The 20,167-nt window shown below is 64.2% G+C and carries 16 protein-coding genes; 7 read left to right on the forward strand and 9 right to left on the reverse strand.

Annotated elements, in window-relative coordinates:
* The first annotated feature begins 6 nt into the window (after positions 1-6).
* From ANI01nite_RS07885 to ANI01nite_RS07895, 3 genes are all read left to right on the forward strand, one after another.
* On the forward strand, positions 7-1,608 hold the full coding sequence (locus ANI01nite_RS07885) for an aldehyde dehydrogenase (NADP(+)) (protein WP_141357217.1): 1,602 nt from the start codon (positions 7-9) through the stop codon (positions 1,606-1,608).
* A 3-nt stretch (positions 1,609-1,611) separates the two neighbouring features.
* Positions 1,612-2,940 carry an enolase C-terminal domain-like protein gene (locus tag ANI01nite_RS07890; protein WP_141357219.1) on the forward strand — a complete coding sequence of 443 codons (1,329 nt, stop codon included), beginning with the start codon at positions 1,612-1,614 and terminating at the stop codon, positions 2,938-2,940.
* Positions 2,941-3,062: 122 nt separating this feature from the next.
* Positions 3,063-4,004, forward strand: coding sequence for an AEC family transporter (locus ANI01nite_RS07895; protein ID WP_141357221.1), 942 nt, complete (start codon positions 3,063-3,065; stop codon positions 4,002-4,004).
* On the opposite strand, the gene ANI01nite_RS16680 is transcribed toward ANI01nite_RS07895, so the two are convergent.
* Positions 4,001-4,147 carry a hypothetical protein gene (locus ANI01nite_RS16680; protein ID WP_170214605.1) on the reverse strand — a complete coding sequence of 49 codons (147 nt, stop codon included), beginning with the start codon at positions 4,145-4,147 and terminating at the stop codon, positions 4,001-4,003. The genes ANI01nite_RS07895 and ANI01nite_RS16680 overlap by 4 nt on opposite strands.
* Before the next feature lie 306 nt (positions 4,148-4,453).
* Here ANI01nite_RS16680 and ANI01nite_RS07900 point away from each other — a divergent pair, with 306 nt between their 5' ends.
* Positions 4,454-6,397 (forward strand): S8 family peptidase, encoded by a 1,944-nt coding sequence (locus tag ANI01nite_RS07900; protein ID WP_141357223.1) that lies wholly within the window; start codon positions 4,454-4,456, stop codon positions 6,395-6,397.
* Positions 6,398-6,492: 95 nt separating this feature from the next.
* On the opposite strand, the gene ANI01nite_RS07905 is transcribed toward ANI01nite_RS07900, so the two are convergent.
* The 7 genes from ANI01nite_RS07905 to ANI01nite_RS07935 form a co-directional block, all read right to left on the reverse strand.
* Positions 6,493-8,280, reverse strand: coding sequence for an L-lactate permease (locus ANI01nite_RS07905; protein WP_141357225.1), 1,788 nt, complete (start codon positions 8,278-8,280; stop codon positions 6,493-6,495).
* A 369-nt stretch (positions 8,281-8,649) separates the two neighbouring features.
* A complete protein-coding gene (locus ANI01nite_RS07910) occupies positions 8,650-9,447 on the reverse strand; it encodes a dioxygenase family protein (RefSeq protein WP_141357227.1) in 798 nt (265 codons plus the stop codon).
* A gap of 129 nt (positions 9,448-9,576) precedes the next feature.
* Positions 9,577-10,650 carry an ABC transporter ATP-binding protein gene (locus ANI01nite_RS07915; protein WP_141357229.1) on the reverse strand — a complete coding sequence of 358 codons (1,074 nt, stop codon included), beginning with the start codon at positions 10,648-10,650 and terminating at the stop codon, positions 9,577-9,579.
* On the reverse strand, positions 10,647-11,681 hold the full coding sequence (locus ANI01nite_RS07920) for an ABC transporter ATP-binding protein (protein ID WP_141357231.1): 1,035 nt from the start codon (positions 11,679-11,681) through the stop codon (positions 10,647-10,649). Before ANI01nite_RS07920 ends, ANI01nite_RS07915 begins: the two co-directional genes overlap by 4 nt.
* Positions 11,678-12,667 (reverse strand): ABC transporter permease, encoded by a 990-nt coding sequence (locus ANI01nite_RS07925; protein ID WP_218024313.1) that lies wholly within the window; start codon positions 12,665-12,667, stop codon positions 11,678-11,680. The genes ANI01nite_RS07920 and ANI01nite_RS07925 overlap by 4 nt, the downstream gene beginning before the upstream one ends.
* Entirely contained in the window at positions 12,664-13,707 is a 1,044-nt protein-coding gene (locus tag ANI01nite_RS07930) for an ABC transporter permease (protein ID WP_141357233.1), read from the reverse strand. Before ANI01nite_RS07930 ends, ANI01nite_RS07925 begins: the two co-directional genes overlap by 4 nt.
* A 30-nt stretch (positions 13,708-13,737) precedes the next feature.
* Positions 13,738-15,315, reverse strand: a complete 1,578-nt coding sequence (locus ANI01nite_RS07935; RefSeq protein WP_218024314.1) for an ABC transporter substrate-binding protein — start codon at positions 15,313-15,315, stop codon at positions 13,738-13,740.
* Between the two features lie 280 nt (positions 15,316-15,595).
* Here ANI01nite_RS07935 and ANI01nite_RS07940 point away from each other — a divergent pair, with 280 nt between their 5' ends.
* Positions 15,596-16,588 (forward strand): 2-hydroxyacid dehydrogenase, encoded by a 993-nt coding sequence (locus ANI01nite_RS07940; protein ID WP_073707801.1) that lies wholly within the window; start codon positions 15,596-15,598, stop codon positions 16,586-16,588.
* Between the two features lie 275 nt (positions 16,589-16,863).
* Here the strand turns inward: ANI01nite_RS07940 and ANI01nite_RS07945 are convergent, their stop codons facing one another.
* Entirely contained in the window at positions 16,864-17,814 is a 951-nt protein-coding gene (locus ANI01nite_RS07945; protein ID WP_141357234.1) for a LysR family transcriptional regulator, read from the reverse strand.
* Between the two features lie 103 nt (positions 17,815-17,917).
* On the opposite strand from ANI01nite_RS07945, the gene ANI01nite_RS07950 reads away from it, so the two are divergent.
* Both ANI01nite_RS07950 and ANI01nite_RS07955 read left to right on the forward strand, forming a co-directional pair.
* Positions 17,918-19,198: a glucarate dehydratase family protein gene (locus ANI01nite_RS07950; RefSeq protein ID WP_141357235.1), complete on the forward strand. Its 1,281-nt coding sequence runs from the start codon at positions 17,918-17,920 to the stop codon at positions 19,196-19,198.
* Positions 19,192-20,163, forward strand: coding sequence for a 2-hydroxyacid dehydrogenase (locus tag ANI01nite_RS07955; protein ID WP_141357237.1), 972 nt, complete (start codon positions 19,192-19,194; stop codon positions 20,161-20,163). The genes ANI01nite_RS07950 and ANI01nite_RS07955 overlap by 7 nt, the downstream gene beginning before the upstream one ends.
* The last annotated feature ends 4 nt before the right edge of the window (positions 20,164-20,167 follow it).

Raw genomic sequence — 20,167 nt, forward strand, 5'->3', positions numbered from 1 at the left:
TAATTCATGAGCACCACAACGCAGAACCTGGCCGGCCAGTCCATCCTTGCCGGAACCAGCACCGAAGGCAGCGGCCGGACGGTCAACGGCTACAACCCGGCGACCAACCAGCCGCTGGAACCTGCCTACAGCCTCATCGATGAGCAGCAGCTGAAGCTTGCCACCTCTGCCGCGGCCGAGGCCTTCGAATCCTTCCGCTGCCTGGAACCGGTGAAGCACGCTGACTTCCTGGACGCCATCGCGGAGAACATCGAGGCAGTGGGCACCGAACTGGTAGCCCGCGCCATGGCCGAGACCGGCCTGCCCGAGGCGCGCCTGACCGGCGAGCGCGGGCGTACCACCGGGCAGCTGCGGCTGTTCGCCCAGGTCATCCGCAAGGGCGACCAGCACGGCGTGCGCGTGGACCCGGCCCTGCCCGAGCGCACCCCGGCCCCGCGCGTGGACATCCGACAGCGCAAGATCCCGGTAGGCCCGGTGGCGGTCTTCGGCGCATCGAACTTCCCGCTGGCCTTCTCCACCGCCGGCGGCGACACCGCTTCGGCGCTGGCTGCCGGCTGCCCGGTGGTCTTCAAGGCGCACAATGCCCATCCGGGCACCAGCGAAATCGTGGGACAGGCGATCACCAAGGCGGTCAAGGATGCCGGCCTGCATCCGGGAGTCTTCTCCCTGGTCTACGGCCCGGGTGCTTCCATCGGCCAGGCGCTGGTGAAGGATCCAGCCATCAAGGCCGTGGGCTTCACCGGTTCCCGCGCCGGCGGTACCGCACTGATGGCCGCCGCCGCTGCCCGCCCGGAACCCATCCCGGTGTACGCCGAGATGAGCTCCATCAACCCGGTCATCTTCTTCGACGGCGCACTGGCCGAGGACCCGGCAGCGCATGCCGCCGCCTACCTCGGATCGGTCACCGGTTCCTCGGGACAGCTGTGCACCGCACCGGGCCTGGTCTTCGTCCCCGAGGGCGAGGCTGGCGACGAATTTGTGCGCGCCATCAGCGGCCAGGCACCGGAGACTTCCGGGCAGACCATGCTCACCGAAGGAATCTACCGCTCGTGGGTCAAGGGCACCGAGACCCTGTCCGCCCAGGAAGGCGTGAAGCTTGTAGGCCGTGGCACGGACGGGGCCACCGAGAACGCCCCGGCCCCGGTCGTCTACTCCGCCGGCATCAGCCAGCTGCTGGAGAACCCGGTGCTGCAGGACGAGATCTTCGGCGCCGCCTCGCTGGTCATCCGCTACGGCAGCGGCGAGGAACTGGCCACCGCGCTCTCCCGCCTGGAAGGACAGCTGACCGCAACGTTGCAGCTGACCGAGGCGGACCACGCCACCGCGGCCCAGGTCATTCCGACCCTGGAGACCAAGGTGGGCCGCATCCTGGTCAATGGCTGGCCGACCGGTGTCGAGGTGGGCCATGCGATGGTCCACGGCGGCCCGTTCCCCGCCACTTCCGACCCGCGCACCACCTCGGTGGGCACCCTGGCCATCGAGCGCTTCCTGCGCCCGGTTGCCTACCAGAACTTCCCGGAGGCGCTCTTGCCCAACCCGATTGCGGCAGGCAACCCGTGGAACTTGACCCGCCGCATCGACGGCGTCCTGCAGGCGAAAGGCGAATAATCCATGGCTGCACAACCCACCATTGCCTCGGTGAAGGTCATCCCGGTTGCCGGGCATGACTCCATGCTGCTGAACCTCTCCGGTGCGCACGGGCCGTTCTTCACCCGCAATATCGCCATCGTCACCGACTCCGAGGGTCGCACCGGCCTGGGCGAGGTGCCTGGCGGCGAGGCCATCCGCTCGACCATCGAGGAAGCCGGCGCACTGCTGGCCGGTGCCCCGGTCGCCACCTACCGTTCGCTGCTGCGCCAGGTCTCTGCCCGCTTCGCGGACCGCGACGCGGGCGGCCGCGGCGCGCAGACCTTCGATCTGCGCACCACCGTGCACGCGGTCACCGCACTGGAATCGGCGCTGCTGGATCTGCACGGCCAGTTCCTCGGCGTGCCGGTGGCCGAGCTGCTCGGCGACGGGCAGCAGCGCGACGCGGTGCCGATGCTCGGCTACCTGTTCTACGTGGGCAACCCGGACACGACGGACCTGCCGTACCTGCGCGAACCGCAGGGCAAGGACGCCTGGGAGCGCCTGCGCCGCGAGGAAGCCATGACCCCTCAGGCCGTGGTGCGCCTGGCCGAGGCGGCGCAGGCCCGCTACGGATTCAAGGACTTCAAGCTCAAGGGCGGCGTCCAGGCAGGCGACGCGGAAGTCGACGCGGTAATCGCATTGAAAGAACGTTTCCCTGACGCACGCATTACCCTGGATCCCAACGGCGGCTGGCTGCTCGAAGACGCCATCCGGCTTGGCAAGCGCATGCGCGCAGTGGTGGCCTACGCCGAGGATCCTTGCGGTCCCGAGGGCCGCTTCTCCGGGCGCGAGGTCATGAGCGAATTCCGCCGCGCGACGGGGCTGCCTACCGCGACGAACATGATTGCCACCGACTGGCGCGAAATGGCGCACGCGGTGCGCACCAATGCAGTGGACATCCCCCTGGCGGACCCGCACTTCTGGACCATGTCGGGTTCGGTGCGCGTTGCCCAGCTGTGCAACGAGTTCGGACTGACTTGGGGGTCGCACTCGAATAACCACTTCGATATCTCGCTGGCCATGTTCACCCAGGTCGGCGCCGCCGCTCCGGGCGAGATCACTGCGCTGGATACCCACTGGATCTGGCAGGATGGCCAGGGCCTGACCGAGGAGCCGTTGGTGATCCGGGACGGGGAGATCAAGGTTCCGCAGCGCTCCGGTCTGGGTGTCACCCTGGACATGGATCGCGTCGCCGAGGCCCATGAGCTGTATCTTGAGCATGGGCTGGGTTCGCGCGACGATTCGGTGTCCATGCAATACCTGATTCCCGGCTGGACCTTCGACTCGAAGAGTCCCGCGCTGGTTCGCTAATGGGTCGCGACGTAATCTGAATACTGCGCCGTGGACGGTTGAGTGGGCTTTTGCCGCTTAACCGTCCACGGCTTCGATAAGCCCCGGTTATGGATTCACCAGTTCCGGGCGGGAAAGGCAATATGCAAGGAGTTCTACAGGGGTTCTCCGTTGTCTTGATCCTCATCGGCATCGGCCTGCTGACATCAATCGCCCTGCCCCGGAAACGCGCGGCGATTGCCCAGGGGCTGACCCCGCTGATCTTCTACATCACCAACCCCGCCCTGATGTTCACGCTGCTTGCCAGCACCGATCTGCGTGCGGTAGTCGGAGTCTTCACCCCGATAGCCTTGCTGGTTGCCGTGGTGACCGGCGCTGCCTATGTCTTGGTCGCGCGGCTGGTCTTCAAAACGCCAGGTCATCGGTTGCCGGCTGCTGCCATGTCAACGAGCTATGTGAATGCCGGAAACATCGGTGTGCCACTGGCACTGTACGCGGTGGGGAGCACCAGTCCCGTCGTGTCGGTGCTCATCGCGCAGTTGCTGATTATCGCTCCGGTCTACCTGTGCATGTTCGCGGTGCTCTCCCGCGCCAAATCCGGTGCCGCGGATAGCTCGCACGGCGCGAAAATGATCGTCAAATCCATTGCCAACCCGGTCACCATTGCGACCTTCCTCGGTGCGGTGTTCTCCTTCTTCGGTCTGGAACTGCCTGAAGTCATTCATGCGCCGGTGCAAATGATCGGCGACGCGTCCATTCCCCTGCTGCTGATGTCCTTCGGCATGGCGCTCTACGGCCAACGCCCGTTTTCAGACAAGGACTTGAGAGGCGAAATCTACCTGGCGACCGCGTTCAAGGTGTTCTTCATGCCGTTGATCGCCTGGCTTGCAGCCCGCTTCGTTTTTGGCCTCTCCGGAATCGAATTGCTCGGAGTGGTGATCATGGCGGCGCTTCCCACCGCGCAGAACGTCTTGCTGTTCGCCCAGCAATTCAAGCTGCCTGTCGCTGTGCCACGTGAAGTGGTCCTGGCAAGCACCTTGCTGACATTCCCCAGCGTACTGGTCATCGCCTTCCTGCTGAGCTAGGCACGCGCGGCTCCGGGCAGCCGCGGAATGCCGAACCCGGAGCGGAACTTTTTATTCAAAGAATTAGCCTTGCTTCTCTGAAGTTCCTCGCGCAGGATCCAACGCTCGCAAAGCCGTGACCAGAAATCATCGACTACTGCCAAGTAGCTACTCTAGGCTGATGACATCATGCGAATAATTACGCGTTTGACTTAGTCAGCTCGGATCTGAAAATTTTGCGCTTGCTGAAGTCGCAGATAACCATCATTCATTTTCCGAATCCACGAGTCAGCAGGGATCAACGCACAGAAATATGTGAAACACCTTTTTAGTACATGTACAAATATAAAAGATTTATTTGAGAAGTACTTCCTTTAGGAGTTGGAGAGCAGTTACGCTCCTACCGGCACACACCGCATCGATTGATCACCGACTTTTGTGCGCCCAAAAACCCTACAAGGAGAACATCAATGGCACGTTTTTCCACCCCTCTTCGGAGGACCTTGGCCGTCTCGGCGGCCGTAGTGATCGGCATGAGCGGCTTCGGCATTGGCGCCTTGCCAGCCACTGCCTCCCCCGTTCCGATTCCCGCTGAAAAGTCCCTCCCCAAAGCCAGCGCAGACAACAAGGTCAAGATCGGTTCGGTTGAATCAGGCGAAGCCTACGACCAGTTCATCGTCACCTACAAGGCATCAGCCAAGGAAGCGGGCAAGTCCTCCCGCGCCAAGGCCTGGGGCAAAGCAGCCAAGGCAGCAGGCGTTTCCGTCAAGGAGATGCGCGCCATGGCCACCGGCAGCTTCGTGGTGAAGGCCGACAAGAAACTCAAGGGCGATGGCGCCAAGGAGTTCATGGCCGATATCGCGCAGTCCGGCCTCGTGGAAACGGTGGAACCAGATGCCATCATGAAGATCTCCATGACTCCCAACGACACCCGCTACGGCGAGCAGTGGCACTACAGCGGCACCAACGGCATGCGCTTGCCGTCGGCGTGGGACGTCGCCACCGGCGAAGGCAGCATCGTCGCTGTCCTGGATACCGGCATCACCTCGCATTCCGACCTGAATGCCAACGTCATTTCCGGCTACGACTTCGTCTCCAGCTCCACCTCGGCCCGCGACGGCAACGGCCGGGACGCCAACCCGCAGGATGAGGGCGACTGGTACGCCGCCGGTGAATGCGGCGGCAGCTACTCGGGCAGCTCCTCCTGGCACGGCACCCACGTGGCCGGCACCGTAGCCGCGGTCACCAACAACTCCAGCGGCGTGGCTGGTGTTGCTCCGGATGCCAAGATCCAGCCTGTGCGCGTCCTGGCCAAGTGCGGCGGCAGCCTCTCCGACATCGCCGATGCCATCATCTGGGCCTCTGGCGGTTCGGTCCCAGGCGTTCCGAATAACCCGACTCCGGCTGACACCATCAACATGTCGCTTGGCGGTGGCGGCGCGTGCGGCTCCACCTACCAGGCAGCCATCAACTCGGCGGTGTCCCGTGGCACGTCGGTGGTTGTTGCCGCCGGCAACGAAAGCCAGAACGCTTCGAATTCCCGCCCGGCCAACTGCGAGAACGTCATTACCGTAGCGGCAAGCAACCCATCGGGCGCTCCGTCGTACTACACGAACTACGGCTCGGCCATTGATGTCACCGCGCCAGGCGGCGACACCCGCTACGCTGGCCAGGGCGTGCTGTCCACGATCAACACCGGCACCACCACCCCGTCCAGCCAGGGCTACACCTTCTACCAGGGCACGTCCATGGCCACCCCGCACGTAGCGGGCATGGTCGCGCTGATGAAGTCGGTCGACCCGTCGATGTCCCCGGCCGCAGTGGAAACCGCATTGAAGCAAGGCACCCGCGCGATGCCAGGCGGTTGCAGCATCGGTTGCGGTGCCGGTCTGGTGGATGCTGCCAAGATCATGAGCGCCATGGAAGGCACCGACCCAACTCCGGATCCGGAGCCTAGCGGCAACCTGCTGAAGAACGCCGGCTTCGAGAATGGATCGGAATACTGGACCGCCAACCGCGCGGACACCTTCGAGTCCGGCTCGGCAGCCCGCTCCGGCAACGGATTGGCCGGCCTGAATGGCTGGGGCAATTCCAACACCTACACCTTGGACCAGAAGATCACCATCCCAGCAGATGCTTCCGCTGCGCAGCTGGAGTTCTACCTGCATGTGCTGACCAACGAAACCACTGCGTACAGCCAGTATGACAAGCTGACCGTCCAGGTCCTGGACGGATACGGAACCTACAACATGGGAACCTGGTCCAACCTGGATGCCAGCTCAAATTACGAACTGCAGACCGTTGACCTGAGCAACTTCCTGGGTGAAACCGTCACCCTGCGCTTCAAGGGCGTGGAAGACAGCTCGCAGGCCACGCTGTTCCGCATCGATGATGCTTCGGTAGCCATCAGCTAGCCCTGAATCTCCATCTGGTTACCAATTAAGTGCAGTGGGGCGTCGGAATCATCCGGCGCCCCACTGTTCTTCGCTTTCTAGCTCATTTGCGGTGCCTAGCGCAGATCGACTGCTCGACTTGCAACCGAATCACGCTTGAGCATCCATGCCCCGATGCCGGCCAACGCCAGCAGGAGGAGCACCAGCATGACTGTTCCGGGATTCAGGCCAATGCCGTAGACGAACAGGTACGCGATGACGCCGCCGGCCAGGCAGTAGTAGCTGGTTACCAAAATGGTCTTGCGCAGCAGGTCGCCTTCGCGGCCCAGCAATCCCACAGTTGCCGATGCAGCCACGATGTTGTGAATCGAGATGGGGTTGCCACCGGCCCCGCCAACCGCCTGGGCTGCCACAATCGATTCTGGAGCAACACCGATTTGCGCACCAGTGGAGAACTGGAACTGCGAGAAGGTCAGGTTGGAGATGGTGTTGGACCCGGCGACGAATGCACCCAAGGCGCCAATCCACGGCGCGATCAGCGGCCACACGCCACCAGAAACCGCCGCGGCGCCCTCGGCCAGCGTCACCGGGATACTGGCCAGACCAGAGTTATTCAGCTCGGGGCCGGACTGGATCAGGATACGCACCAGGGGCACTGCGAAGAGCAGCGCTACCGCGGTGCCCCACAACTGCGCTGCCGAAACCTTGAAGGCACGGGCGATCTGCGCGCCGCTCATCTTGTGCAAGGCGAAGGCCAGGCAGGAGGCCAAGATCAGCATGAATCCAGGCAGGTAGAACGGCTGGATCGAAGTGGTGATTCCCGTGCCGTGGATGTCGGCAACCGGAATCTGGAGTCCTGTCAGGAAGGTCTTCACTTCCGGAATCACACGGGTCAGCACTAACAGCACGCCCATCAGGATGTACGGTGCCCAGGCGCTCTTCTTGCTGATGGTAACGGTGTTGTCTACGGCGTTTTCCGGATCGAGCTTGCCGTTCCAACGCTCATTCCAGCTGGCACGCGGTCCGAAGTCGAAAATCTCCTTCGGCATCAGGAAGCCGCGACTGGACGTGAACATCACCAGTGCCAGGCCAACCAGCGCGCCGAACAGCGACGGGAACTCCGGGCCGAGGAAGCGTGCGGTCAGAACCGAAGGCACGGTGAAGGCCAGTGACGCGTAGATGGCGAATGGCCAGATTTTCAAGCCGTCGCTGAAGCGGCGTTCCGGCCCGAAGAATCCAGTGAGCATGCAGACCATGATCAACGGGATCAGCAGGCCTATAATGCCGTGCATGAATGCAACTTGGAAACCGATGCTGCTGATGAATTCGGGCATGGTCAATCCGAGGACATTGATGCGTTCGGCCACAGCAGGATCGCCGCCAAGCCCCTGATTCACACCGATCAGAATCGGGGTGCCCACAGCACCGAAGCTGACCGGGGTGCTCTGGATGATCAGGCCAACCATGACCGCAGCCATCGCTGGGAAACCCAAAGCGAGCAGCAGCGGTGCAATCACCGCAGCTGGAGTGCCGAATCCGGATGCGCCTTCGATGAAGCTGCCAAAGAGCCAGCCGATGATGATGGCCTGCACCCGTCGGTCAGCTGAAATGTTATTGAAGCCCGCCCGGATGGTGTTCATCGCGCCACCGACCGTCAGGGTCGCGAGCAAGAGCAATGCGCCGAAGACGATATACAGCATGGTTGATGCGATAACCAGGCCTTCAATGGACGCTGCGAGCACCCCGTTGAAGTCCATTTTCCACACCCAAAGCGCGACTACTACCGCAACGACGTATCCAACGGGCATGGCGTATTTTGCGGGCCAACGGAGCCCGGCGAGAAGAATACCCACCACAAGAATCGGTGCCAGTGCCAACAGTGCGAGCACACCTAAGTTGTCCATATCCATGGTCCTTTCTGACCATACTCGCGCAGAAATCCACCCACGCGTGGACTCGATCGTTGCAGCAAGATGACCTATATATGGTCAGACCACTATGGTCTGACCATAAGAGCATAACGTGAAACACGTCACCATGGTGAGCCTCGTCACGAAAACCGCGGATGCAGAACATATTCACGGGCTATTTATCCAGACAGCGACTTGGGTTGACCTTGTTCTTCTGGTCCAGGTCCCCCCGCGAGCCGGCGCCGCAAAATTTCTAAGATTTCCACCAGCCCCCATGCCTTTCACCTCGATGGAGCTGTTTAAATGCAGAAGTGCGGCACCTTGTGGTGCCGCACTTCCTGCCGGTCAAGCTTCATGCAGCGATTAGCTCAAGGTCCAGGAGCGCTTGGACAGCCCATACCAGAAACCGTCAATAGCGGTCTTGGCATCGATGCCGCCCGAGGCGTAGGCAGCTCCCAGCGCAACGTACAACGGAGCCCAGTGTTCCGAGCGCGGATGTGCTTCGCGCGCTGCCGGAGCCTTGTGCAGGAAGTCCAGGATGGAGTCCACGTCGCCGCGGGCCATGGCCTCTTCGGCCCAGTGGTCGAACTCACTGGAGGCCGTTGGCGGGGCTACGTCCGGTCCGCCGGCCGGGTTGAACCAGCGCAGGTTATGGGTGGTGAATCCGGAGCCGACGATCAGGGTTCCCCTATCCCGCAAGGGGGCCAAGGACTTGCCCAAATCGAAAAGCCCCGAGGGATCCAGGGTCGGCATGGACATCTGAACCACCGGCACGTCGGCATCCGGGAACATTTCCTTCAGCGGCACGTAGGCGCCGTGGTCCAGACCTCGGGACTCATCGCGCTCCACGTGGTGCCCGTAGGCGGAGGTCAGTCGCTCGACTTCATTGGCCAGTTCCGGTGCCATGGGCGCGTCGTAGCGGACGTCGTAGTACTTCTGGTCAAAGCCCCAGAAGTCGTAGACCAATTCGTTCTTCTGCCGGGTCGCGCTCAGCGTCACCGGGGCATTTTCCCAGTGCGCGGAGATCATCAGAATATCTTTGGGCTTCTCGAAGGTGCCGGACCAATCGGCCAGTTCACTGGTCCAGCGCTGGTCATCGGCCAGCGGCGGAGCACCGTGGCTGAGGAAGAGGACGGGAGGGGTATCGGATCGCTGAGTCATAATTCAAAGCTACCAATCATTAGTTGAAGCGTCAACCTTTTGGAATCGTTTGCCGTTCCTGCCTCCAACCTACTGCGCACTGGGGCCATCGTCCATAACTCATGGACGAAGGCCCCAGCACCCGGGGCACTAGGCTCCCCGGCCCCTCTGCCCGGACTCAACCACTTCCACCGGGAAGTGGCATTCGGTGCTGTGCAATCCTTGCACCGGACCATCGCCAGGCATCCCCAAACGAATAGTTCCTCCCTGCTCACGCACCCGCACTTGGGGCCGTTCGGCACTGCACACCGGCTGCGCCTTCCAGCACCGGGTACGGAAACGGCACCCCGAAGGCGGATCCAACGGCGAGGGCAGCTCACCGCGCAGCACAATCCGCCCGGCCGGCCGCTGCGCCGGATCCAGCTTCGGCGATGCGGACAGCAACGAAGCAGTATACGGATGCAACGGCGAATCAAACACCTGCTCGGTCGTTCCGGTCTCGATGATCCTGCCCAGATACATCACCGCCACCCGGTCAGTCACATGCCGCACCACCGACAAATCATGCGAAATGAACAGGTAGCTGACACCCAGCTCTTGCTGCAACTCGTTGAGCAGGTTCAGAACCTGGGCCTGCACCGAGAGGTCCAGCGCGGACACCGGCTCGTCCAGGATGATCAGCTCCGGGTTCAATGCCAATGCCCGTGCAATGCCCAATCGCTGGCGCTGCCCTCCGGAGAACTCCTGCGGGGACTTGTCCGCATCGGTTCGGCGCAACCCCACCAAATCGAGCAGCTCATGTAGCCGCCGCTGCTTGGCAGCCCCGCGATACAGATCGCGGTGCGTAGCAAAGGGCTCGGTGATGATCTGCCCGGCGCTCATCCGCGGGTTCAGCGAGGCGAACGGGTCCTGGAAGACCATCTGCACCCGGCGCCGCCACGTCAGCAAGTCCTTGCCGTGCAGGGCGAAAGGATCCTTGTCGTCAAAGAGCACCTGTCCCGCGTCCGGGGTTTCAAGCATCATCAAGGTGCGCGCCAGCGTGGACTTGCCGCACCCGGATTCGCCCACCAGGCCCAGGGTCTCGCCGCGCTTGATGCTCAGGTTGATGCCGTCCAGGGCGCGCAGTTCGCGGGAGCCCGACGCGCCGGCTGAAACGTGGAAGAACTTGCTCAGATCCTTGACCTGCAGCACGGTATCCGAGCGCTGGATAGTTGCGGTGCTCATGCGGGAATCTCCTTCTCGGTGGAGCCGGTTTGGCTGACGGTGGCGTGCGGCACCTGCTCGGCGAAGTGGCAGGCTGCCCGTTGGCCCGGACCGGTTTCCCGCAACGCCGGGCGTTCTGCCCGGCACAGCTCTGAGGCAAGCGGGCAGCGGTCCTGGTAGACGCACCCGGCGGGGATGCGGCTGAGCTCCGGCGGGCTGCCCGGGATCGAGGACAGCGCCTGCCCGCGCTGGCCTTGGCCGGGCACCGATTCCAGCAAGCCCTTGGTGTAAGGGTGGGTGGGGTTGGCGAAAACCGTCTGCACGCTGCCCTGTTCCACTACATTGCCGGCATACATGATGCACACGTCATCGGCTTCTTCGGCCACTACCGCCAGGTCGTGGGTGATCAGCACCAGCGCCATGTCGGTTTCGGTACGCAGGCGCTTGAGCAACGCCATGATCTGCGCCTGCACTGTCACATCCAAGGCGGTGGTCGGCTCATCGGCAATCAGCAGGCGCGGGTTCAACGCCACCGCCATCGCGATCAGGATGCGCTGGCGCATTCCGCCGGAGAACTGGTGCGGATAGGAGTTCACCCGGGTTTCCGGCTCCGGGATTCCCACCCGGCGCATCAAATCCACGGCTTCGGCCTTGGCCTGCTTCTTGCCCATGCCGCGGTGGATCCTGAAGGCTTCGCCCAGTTGGGCGCCCACCGTATAGACCGGATTCAGCGCCGCCAGCGCATCCTGGAAGACGATACCCAGCCCGGGACTTGCCACCTGGCGGCGCCGTGAACTGCTCATCTGGTTCAAGTCCTCGCCCAGCAGCTCAGCGCTGCCGCCGGATACCTGGGCGACCGGGTCCAGCAGCCCGGCGATCGCCTTGGCAGTCATGGATTTGCCGCACCCGGACTCCCCCAGCAGGGCCAACGTGGTGCCGCTGCGGGCGGTGAACCCCACGTTGTTGACCACCCGCAAGGTGCCCTGCGGGGTACGGATATCAACATCCAGGTTCTGGACCTGCAGCACGGCCTGATCGGTGATGGTGCTCATTTTGCATCCTTTACTATGGTCTTCAGCGCCTTGGCCGAACGCTTATCCAAGGTCAAACGCCACCGCTGGGCCGGGTCGGTGGCGATCCGCAGCCACGCGGCCAGCGCGTTGGCCGCCACCGCGGTGATCACGATGGCCAGGCCCGGCAGGATCGAGAGCCACCACGCGGTCTGCAGATACTGGCGGCCCTGGGCCACCAGCAGACCCCAAGAAACTTCCGGCGGCTGGATCCCGATGCCCAGGAAGGACAGCGAGGATTCGGCCAGCATCACGAAACAGAATTCCAATGTCGCCAAGGTCAGCAGGGTTGGGGTGACCACCGGGATCACATGCCGGGCAATGATCGCATTGGGCTTGGTGCCGAAGGTGCGGGCGGCATCCACGAAAGTCCGCGACTGCAGCTCAGCGGCCTCGGCCCGGGCGGTACGCAGGTAGATCGGGATGCGGGTGATCGCCAGGATCAGCACGATATTCGCTGCCGAAGGGCTGAAGACGAACAGCACCACCACGGCGAGCAGCAGCGAGGGGAAGGACATGATCACATCGGCGATGCGCATCGAGACGGTCTCGCGCCGGCCCCGGTGATAACCGGCCCACACACCCCACAGCGAGCCAATCAGCAAGGCGATCGCCACCGCCGGGACCGCAACCATCATCGTGGTGCGGGTGGCCACCACAATGCGGGCGAGCACCGAACGGCCCAGCGAATCCGAGCCCAGGATGTAGGCCCACCCGTTGGCCGGGTCGAAGGGGGGCTTGTTCATGAACATCAAATCCTGCTTGGTGGCCAGCTCGCCCATCAACGGCGGACCGAAGATCGCGGTCAGCGCCACCACTGCCAGGACTACGGCCGCTACGGTGGCGACCTTGTCGCGCAGCAGCAGGTTCAGCATGCTCGGCTTGCTGCCGCGCGCCAGCTTGGTCCGCGGTTGCTTGGCGTGCGGTTCCTCGGCTTGCGGGCCTTGGGGGTTCATCGTCTGCGTCATGGCAGGCTCCTTGTCAGCTCGTGCTCCGTGGCGTCGGCGCGCTCAGCGGCAACGGCCGGTGCCGGCTGCGACGGGCGATGCCGGGACGCATCGCGCCGGGCGCTGCGCCGCGCCCGCTTGCCGGCGCTGGGCCGCACCCTCGGGTCGAGCAGCGCGTAGCCGAGGTCGATCAGGATGTTCAATGCGAAGATCGCCACCGCGGTGAGCAGCACGCAGGCCTGCAGCACCGCGAAATCGCGTTGCAGGATCGAATCGATCATCAGCTTGCCGATGCCCGGCCAGCCGAAGATGGTTTCCACCACCACGGCGCCATTGACCAGTCCCACGGTCAGGTCCCCGGCCACGGTCAATGCGGGAGCCGCGGCGTTGCGCAGCGCATGGCTGGCGATCACCCGGCGCTGGGTCGCGCCCTTGGAACGCGCCAGCTTGATATACGGTTCGGACAGGGCCGAGACCATGGCCCCGCGGATCACCTGCACCAGCGTGCCAAAGGGCCGCATCAGCAGCGTGGCCACCGGCAGGAACCAGGCGGCCGCCCCGACCACCCCGGAGGTCGGCACCCAGCCCAAGCTGATCGCAAAGACCCAGATGCCCACGATAGCCAGCCAGAAGTCCGGGATGGATGCGGCGATCATCGAGGTGAAGCTCGCAAAGCGGTCCAGCAGCCCGTTGGGCTTCAGCGCGGCAATCGAGCCGACCACCACTGCCAGCACGATGGCCAGCAGCATCGTCATCGCCGCCAGCTGCAGTGTTGCCGGGAAGGCGCGCAACGCCATGGCTGCGGCGTCTTCCCCGGTGCGCATCGATGCGCCGAAGTCCAGGCGCAGCAGTCCGCCGAAATATTGGGCCATCTGCGCCCAGATCGGCTGGTCCAGGCCGTTGCGTGCAGCAAAGTCCTCGCGCATCGCCTCGGTCGCGTTCAGCGGCAGGTACAGTGCCGCCGGGTTGCCGGTCATGCGGGCCAGCGCGAAGACGCCGATGACTACGACGACCAGGGGCAGCGCGGAGGAGATAATCCTCTTTCGCAAATAGGTCAGCATCTCACATCCTCGTTTCACTCATGGCGGCGCCTACTTGCTGGAGACTTCGGCCAGGCGCAGCTCGTCGCCTGTCGAGGAATTCGGGGTGTAGTCGATATTCGCCGCGACCCCGAGCATGCCGGTCTGGTGGGCGATGTGCGCGAACTGCACCACCTCGTCGTTCTGGTACTTGAAGACCTTCTCGAAGGCCGCCTGGCGGTCTTCGCCGGTGGCGGCATCCGCGGTGGCAATCAGCTCGTCGAGCTCCTTGGTGCCAAAGGCCGACTGGGCGCCCTTGGTAGTCATGTACTGGTCCACGGTGAAGGCGGCGTCGCCGGCCTGGTTGCCGTGCTGGGTCATCAGCATGATCGCCCCGTCCTCATCGGTGGGGAACGGGCGGACCTGGTAGGTCAGGTGCTGGCTGGTCTCCAGCATCTTCAGGTTCACTGTCAGCCCGACCTGGGAGAGCTGTTCCTGGATCACCTGGGCCAGCTCCTGGATCTTGGGGAACTGGGCGGTGCGCACGATCATGTTGATCGGGGCTGAGACGTCCTCGCCGGCGGCCTTGGCTTCTTCGACCAGCGCTTTGGCCTTCTCCGGGTTGTATTCCCAGACTGGCAGGTCTTCGCTGTGTCCCACCACGCCGGCGGGGACCAGCTGGGCGGCGGCCTTGTCGCGTCCGCCGTACAGCGAAGCGACAATGGATTCCTTGTCGATGGCGTAGTTGATGGCCCGGCGCACGCGCTCGTCGTTGAGCGGGGCTTTGTCATTGTGCATGCGCAGCGCCACGGTTTCGTTGTTCGGGTAGGTGACGCCCAGCTCGCCGATATTGTCTTCCGGGCTCAGGCCGGTGGCGATATCCGCCTCGCCGGAGGTGATCATGGCCGCGCGGACGCTGCCTTCGGAGCGCCACTGGTAGTTGGCCTTGGCAAAGGACGGGGCTTCGCCCCAGTAATCGGCATAGGCGGAGACATCGATGGACTGCCCGGCTTTCCAGTCATCAATCTGGTAGGGGCCGGTGCCAATCGGTTCGCGCACCTTCTCGGTGGCCGAGGTTTCCTCCGGGACGACTTCCAGGAAGGACAGGCGCAATGGCAGGATCGGGTCCTTCTTCACCGCGGTGACTTCCAGGGTGTAGTCGTCCACGACCTTCAGCTTCAGGTCGTCGTCGCCGAAGACATAGCCTTCAACGTTGCAGCCCAGCTCGGAGTTGACCGCACGGTCAATGGTGGCGGCGGCATCGGCGGCGGTGAAGTCGGAGCCGTCATGGAATTTCACGCCCTCGCGCAGCTTCAGCGTCCAGGTCTGGTCATCGTCGCTGGACCACTCGGTGGCCAGTTTCGGCTCCAGCTCGCCGCTGGAAGGGTTGCGTTCGATCAGCGGCTCGGTGATGGTCGAGCGAACCACCACGCCGGTGCTGGTCAGGTTCGATTCGCAGGCTTCCAAGGTGGGCGGTTCCTGCTGCAGCACCACGCGCAGGGTGTCGCTGGCGGTGCCGGAGGCAGGTGCGCCGGCAGCCTGTTCCGAGTTGGCTACCGAGCAGCCTGACAGGGCGGTGGTGCCCAGCAGGGCGGAGGCGGCGACGGCCAGAGAGAGCCTGCGGGTGCGGTGGTGGTTGGTCAACATCATTGTGATCCTTCGCGAAGAGTGATGGGTTCAGTGAGTGGAGCATCCGGCGTGGCAGGACTGCCGGCGTTGATTCAAAAGCTTTGACCGATGAACCCGCATGGTCAAGGGAAAACAGGTCCCTTCGGTGGCGCCCGGCGAGCGCCGCAGTGGCGATCCGCGCCTTTGGCAAATGTGACTTGCGCGACATTTCGGGGTTATTTGACGATCAATGCCTCAACAGCATTGATCCATCCAATCTGCGTGTTGGACGTGAATTGATTGGTCTTCCTAGGATGCTGGTATGCCCACAAATACCAGCGCCATGACGCACTCAAAGAACTCCCCCATCACCGGCGACGCCATTCTGCGCGTGGGACCGGTGAATCCAGAGGTGGCCCAGGCCCTGCAGGCCGACCTCGGCGCGCAGGTGCTGCCCGAGCCAGGCCCAGAACGCGAAGCACTGCTCGAGGAGCACGGAACGCAGATCCGCGTGGCCGTCTGTTCCGGACGCATCGGGGTGGACTCGGAGCTGATGCAGCGCCTGCCAAATCTCGAGGCGATCATCAATTTCGGAGTGGGCTACGACGCCACCGATGTTGCCCAAGCCCAGGCCCGCGGCATCGTAGTCAGCAATACCCCGGACGTGCTGACCGAGTGCGTGGCCGATACTGCGCTGGGACTCTACCTGTCGACGCTGCGCTCGCTCGGCGCTGCCGAACGCTTCCTGCGTGCGGGCGCCTGGGCTGCCGGAGAGAATTTCCCGCTGGCCACCCGGGCCAGCGGCACGAAGGTAGGCATCCTTGGCCTGGGCCGCATCGGCCAAGCAATCGCAAACCGCCTGGAAGCCTTTGGGTGTGAAATCCACTATCACAACCGCTCGGAAAAGCCCGATAGCCGTTATGCCTACCATCCCTCGGCCCTCGCCTTGGCTGAGGCCACCGATGTGCTGATGATCGCCGCGGCCGGTGGATCCCAGTCCGCTGGGCTGGTGGACCGCGAGGTCATCGAAGCCGTCGGTCCGCGCGGATTCATCATCAACATTGCCCGCGGTTCGGTCATCGACGAACCAGCGCTGGTCCAGGCCCTGGCCAATAAGGACATTGCAGGGGCAGGGCTGGATGTTTTCACCAAGGAACCGAGCGTCCCCGCCGAACTGTTGAACCTGGACAATGTCGTGCTGCTGCCCCACGTGGGCAGCGGAACCCACGAAACCCGCGCCGACATGGCAGCCTTGGCCCTGGGCAATTTGCGCTCCTACCTAGAGGATCGCACGCTGCTCACTCCGATCTCCTGATCGGATCCCCAGCTCGATGCCGGCCCACCGGCATCACCACTTCTGCCTAAGCGGCGACGAGCGGCCGATTTTGCCATGCAAGGCCGGCCGCTCGCCGCGGATTTTGGTAGGAGAATCAACAACCTCCCAGCGCAGCGAACTTCGTTGGCATCCAGAGCAGAGATTGCTGAACCCGGCACAGCTCTCAAAAGCAGTGCGCTGGCACTGCTGCCGGCTGTTGCCGGGCGGGCCGCCTTCGTTCGCCGCCCCGGCTGGCAACTGGCGAAACCCGTTGCCTATTTCCCTGCGCTGCTGCCGTCACCCGCTTTCCGAGGGGTCGCATCATTCCCCTGCAATTCGGCCAGGTAGAGTTCGCGCAATCGCTGCGCCGCGGGATTCCCGGCCTCGGACTCCCACGCCAGGAAGATGTCCGAGTGGTTCAGCTCCTCCATCCCTCCCGGACCCACCAGCTCCTCGAAGACCACCCCCGGCGGGGCGAAGTCGCGGGCACTGGCTGGCACCAGGGAGACACCCAAGCCCACCGAGACCAGCGCCATCAGCGCTGGGATCTGGCTGGCCACCTGGGTGACCGTGGGGCTGACACCCACCGAATCAAACAGCCGCAGCACCAGATCGTAGAAGTAGCGCGCCTCGTGGGTGGAGTACATCATCAGCGGCAGGCCGACCAGTTCCTTGATCAGCACCCCCTTGCCGGTTTCCAGGTGGTGCCCGGCCGGCAGCGCGACGACCAGCCGGTCCTTCTTGACCAGGTGGGTTTGCACGCCCGGCCGGTGCACCGCCGGGCGCAGCAGCCCCAGGTCGATCTGTCCCTTGCTCAGCGCATCGAGCTGGTCGATGGATACACCCTCGCGCAGCACCAGCGTGATCTCCGGCAGTTCGCGGGCCGCCAGCGCGAGCAGCCGCGGCAGCACCGACTGGCCGGCTACCGAGGTGTAGCCGAGGATCACGGTGCCCGATTCCCCGGTGGCGACCTTGGAGACTTCCAAACTGGTTTTCTGGCACAGATCCAGGATGCGCCGCGCGTTGGGGAGCAGCACCTGTCCTGCCGCGGTCAGCGCCACCTGCCGCGAGGTGCGGGTGAACAGCTTGGCATCCAATTCGCGTTCCAGCAGCTGGATTTGCCGGCTGAGCGGGGGCTGGGTCATATTCAGCCGCTCCGCCGCGGCGCCGAAGTGCAGCTCCTCGGCCACGGCCACAAAAGATTCCAGCTGGATCAGCGAGAACATCAATTCACTCCTTGAATTGTTGGTTGCCAATTTTAGCTTGGACAGGTATCGATTCACTTTCTAGGGTGATTCTAAACGTCCCTTACCGACTGGAGCTACCCCCATGACGCAATCCCAATCCCACCGAATCGCCGATATCCAGATCACTCCTGTCGCCTTCGCCGATCCACCGCTGCTCAATTCCGTGGGAGTGCACGAACCGTATGCATTGCGCGCCATCGTGGTGCTGCACACCGAATCCGGCCACTACGGGCTGGGCGAGACCTATGGAGACAGCGCGCACCTGGCCCGGCTGGAACGCGCCGCCGGGTTCCTGCGCGGCACCGACGTGTTCAAGCTCAACCAGATCGCCGAGCTCGTGGAGGACTCGCTGCGCGGGGACCAGGGCCAGGGCGGGCACGGCACCGGCGGCATGGTCACCACCACCTCGCTGGCCGACCGGGTGCTTTCCGCCTTCAATGTCGCCGCACTGGATGCGCAGGGCAAGATCCTGGGACTGCCGGTGAGCACGCTGCTGGGCGGGGCGGTGCGCGAGCGCGTGGACTTCAGCGGCTACCTGTTCTACAAGTGGGACCGCCACCCGGGGCATGAGCCGGATGCCTGGGGCGAGGCGCTGGACCCCGAGGGCATCGTGCGCCAGGCACGCACCATGGTCGAACGCTACGGATTCAAGGCGCTGAAGCTCAAGGGCGGGGTCTTCCCGCCCGAGCAGGAGGCCGCCGCAATCGAAGCCTTGCACCAGGTCTTCCCCGGAACGCCGCTGCGTCTGGACCCCAACGGGGTGTGGAATGTGGCTACCGGGATCGAGGTGGGCCGGCGGCTGGACGGAGTGCTGGAATACCTGGAGGATCCGTGCCTGAGCGCGGAAGACAACGCCGCGGTGCGCCGGGCCATCCCGATGCCGTTGGCGACGAACATGTGCGTGGTTTCCTTCAATGACCTGCCCGAAGCGATCGAACGCAAAGCCATAGACATCGTCCTGTCGGACCACCACTTCTGGGGCGGACTCAGCCGTTCCGCGCTGCTCGCCGGCATCGCGCGCACCTTCGGCCTGAAGCTGTCCATGCATTCGAATTCGCATCTGGGCATCAGCTTTGCGGCGATGGTGCAGCTGGCTGCGGCGACCGAGAACATCGACTACGCCTGCGACACCCACTGGCCGTGGAAGCGCCCGGACGAGGATGTCATCCTCCCCGGGGCGCTGGAACTGGCGGGCGGTGCCGTCGCGGTGCCCGAGGCACCGGGCCTGGGGATCGAGCTTGACCCGGAGGGGTTGGCACGGCTGCACCAGCAATACCTGGACTGCGGGCTGCGCGAACGCGACGACACCGGCTACATGCGCCGCATCGACCCGTCCTTCGAGCTGGCGAGCCCCCGATGGTAGCGCCGTTGCGGGTAGTCGTCACCGACGCCATCGTCGCCCGCTTCGAGCCGCTGTTCCGCAGCCTGTCACCGCACCACGACTGGCACTTTGCCGCCTCGATGGCGCCGGGGCCGCAACTGGAACTGATAGCCGAGGCCGACGTGCTGGTCTGCGCCCGGCTGAGTGCCGAGCAGGCCGCGGCTACCCGCGCCGGGCTGGTTCATGTCACCGGTTCCGGCACCGACCGGCTGGCACTCGACCGGCTCTCCTCCGGCACCACGGTGGCGCGCACCGCGCATCACGAACGGGCCATCGCCGAGCACATCCTGATGGTCATCCTGGCCGCGCAGCGCCGCCTGCTTGAGGTCACCGCGCAGTTGCGCGCTGGCAGCTGGCAGACCCTGGCCACCGATCCGCAAACGCCGCTGCACCGTACGCTCGCCGAGCTGACCATCGGCTTCGTGGGGCTCGGTGCCATCGGCACGCAGGCCCTTGAACTCTGCGGCAGCCTGGGTGCCCGCTGCGTCGCCGTGCGACGCACCGTCCCCGAGGAGCTCCCGCCCCATGCGGCCTGGGTGGGCACCATGGATGCATTGCCACGCCTGCTGTCCGAGGCAGACGTGCTGGTGCTGTGCGTGCCGCTGACCGATGAGACCACCGGGCTGATCGGCAGCGAGCAGCTAGCCGCACTGCGCCCCGGGGCAGTGCTGGTCAACGTCGCCCGTGGCCCGGTGCTGGACCTGGCTGCGTTGCACGAGGCGCTGGATTCGGGCCGCTTGGGTGCCGCGGCGCTGGATGTATGGTGGCAGGCGCCGGAGGGTATGCAGGCACCGGAGGACACCCGGCGCCTTGCCAACCATCCCCGAGTCATCGCTACCCCGCATTATTCAGGCCATTCGAACGACACCTTCACCCGCCGGGTGCAGGAGATCTGTGCGAATATCGATGGCTACGCGAACTGCCTGCCCGTGCGAAACGCTGATTAGAATA

This window comes from Glutamicibacter nicotianae, assembly GCF_006539525.1.
In the GTDB taxonomy this organism is placed as follows: domain Bacteria; phylum Actinomycetota; class Actinomycetes; order Actinomycetales; family Micrococcaceae; genus Glutamicibacter; species Glutamicibacter nicotianae.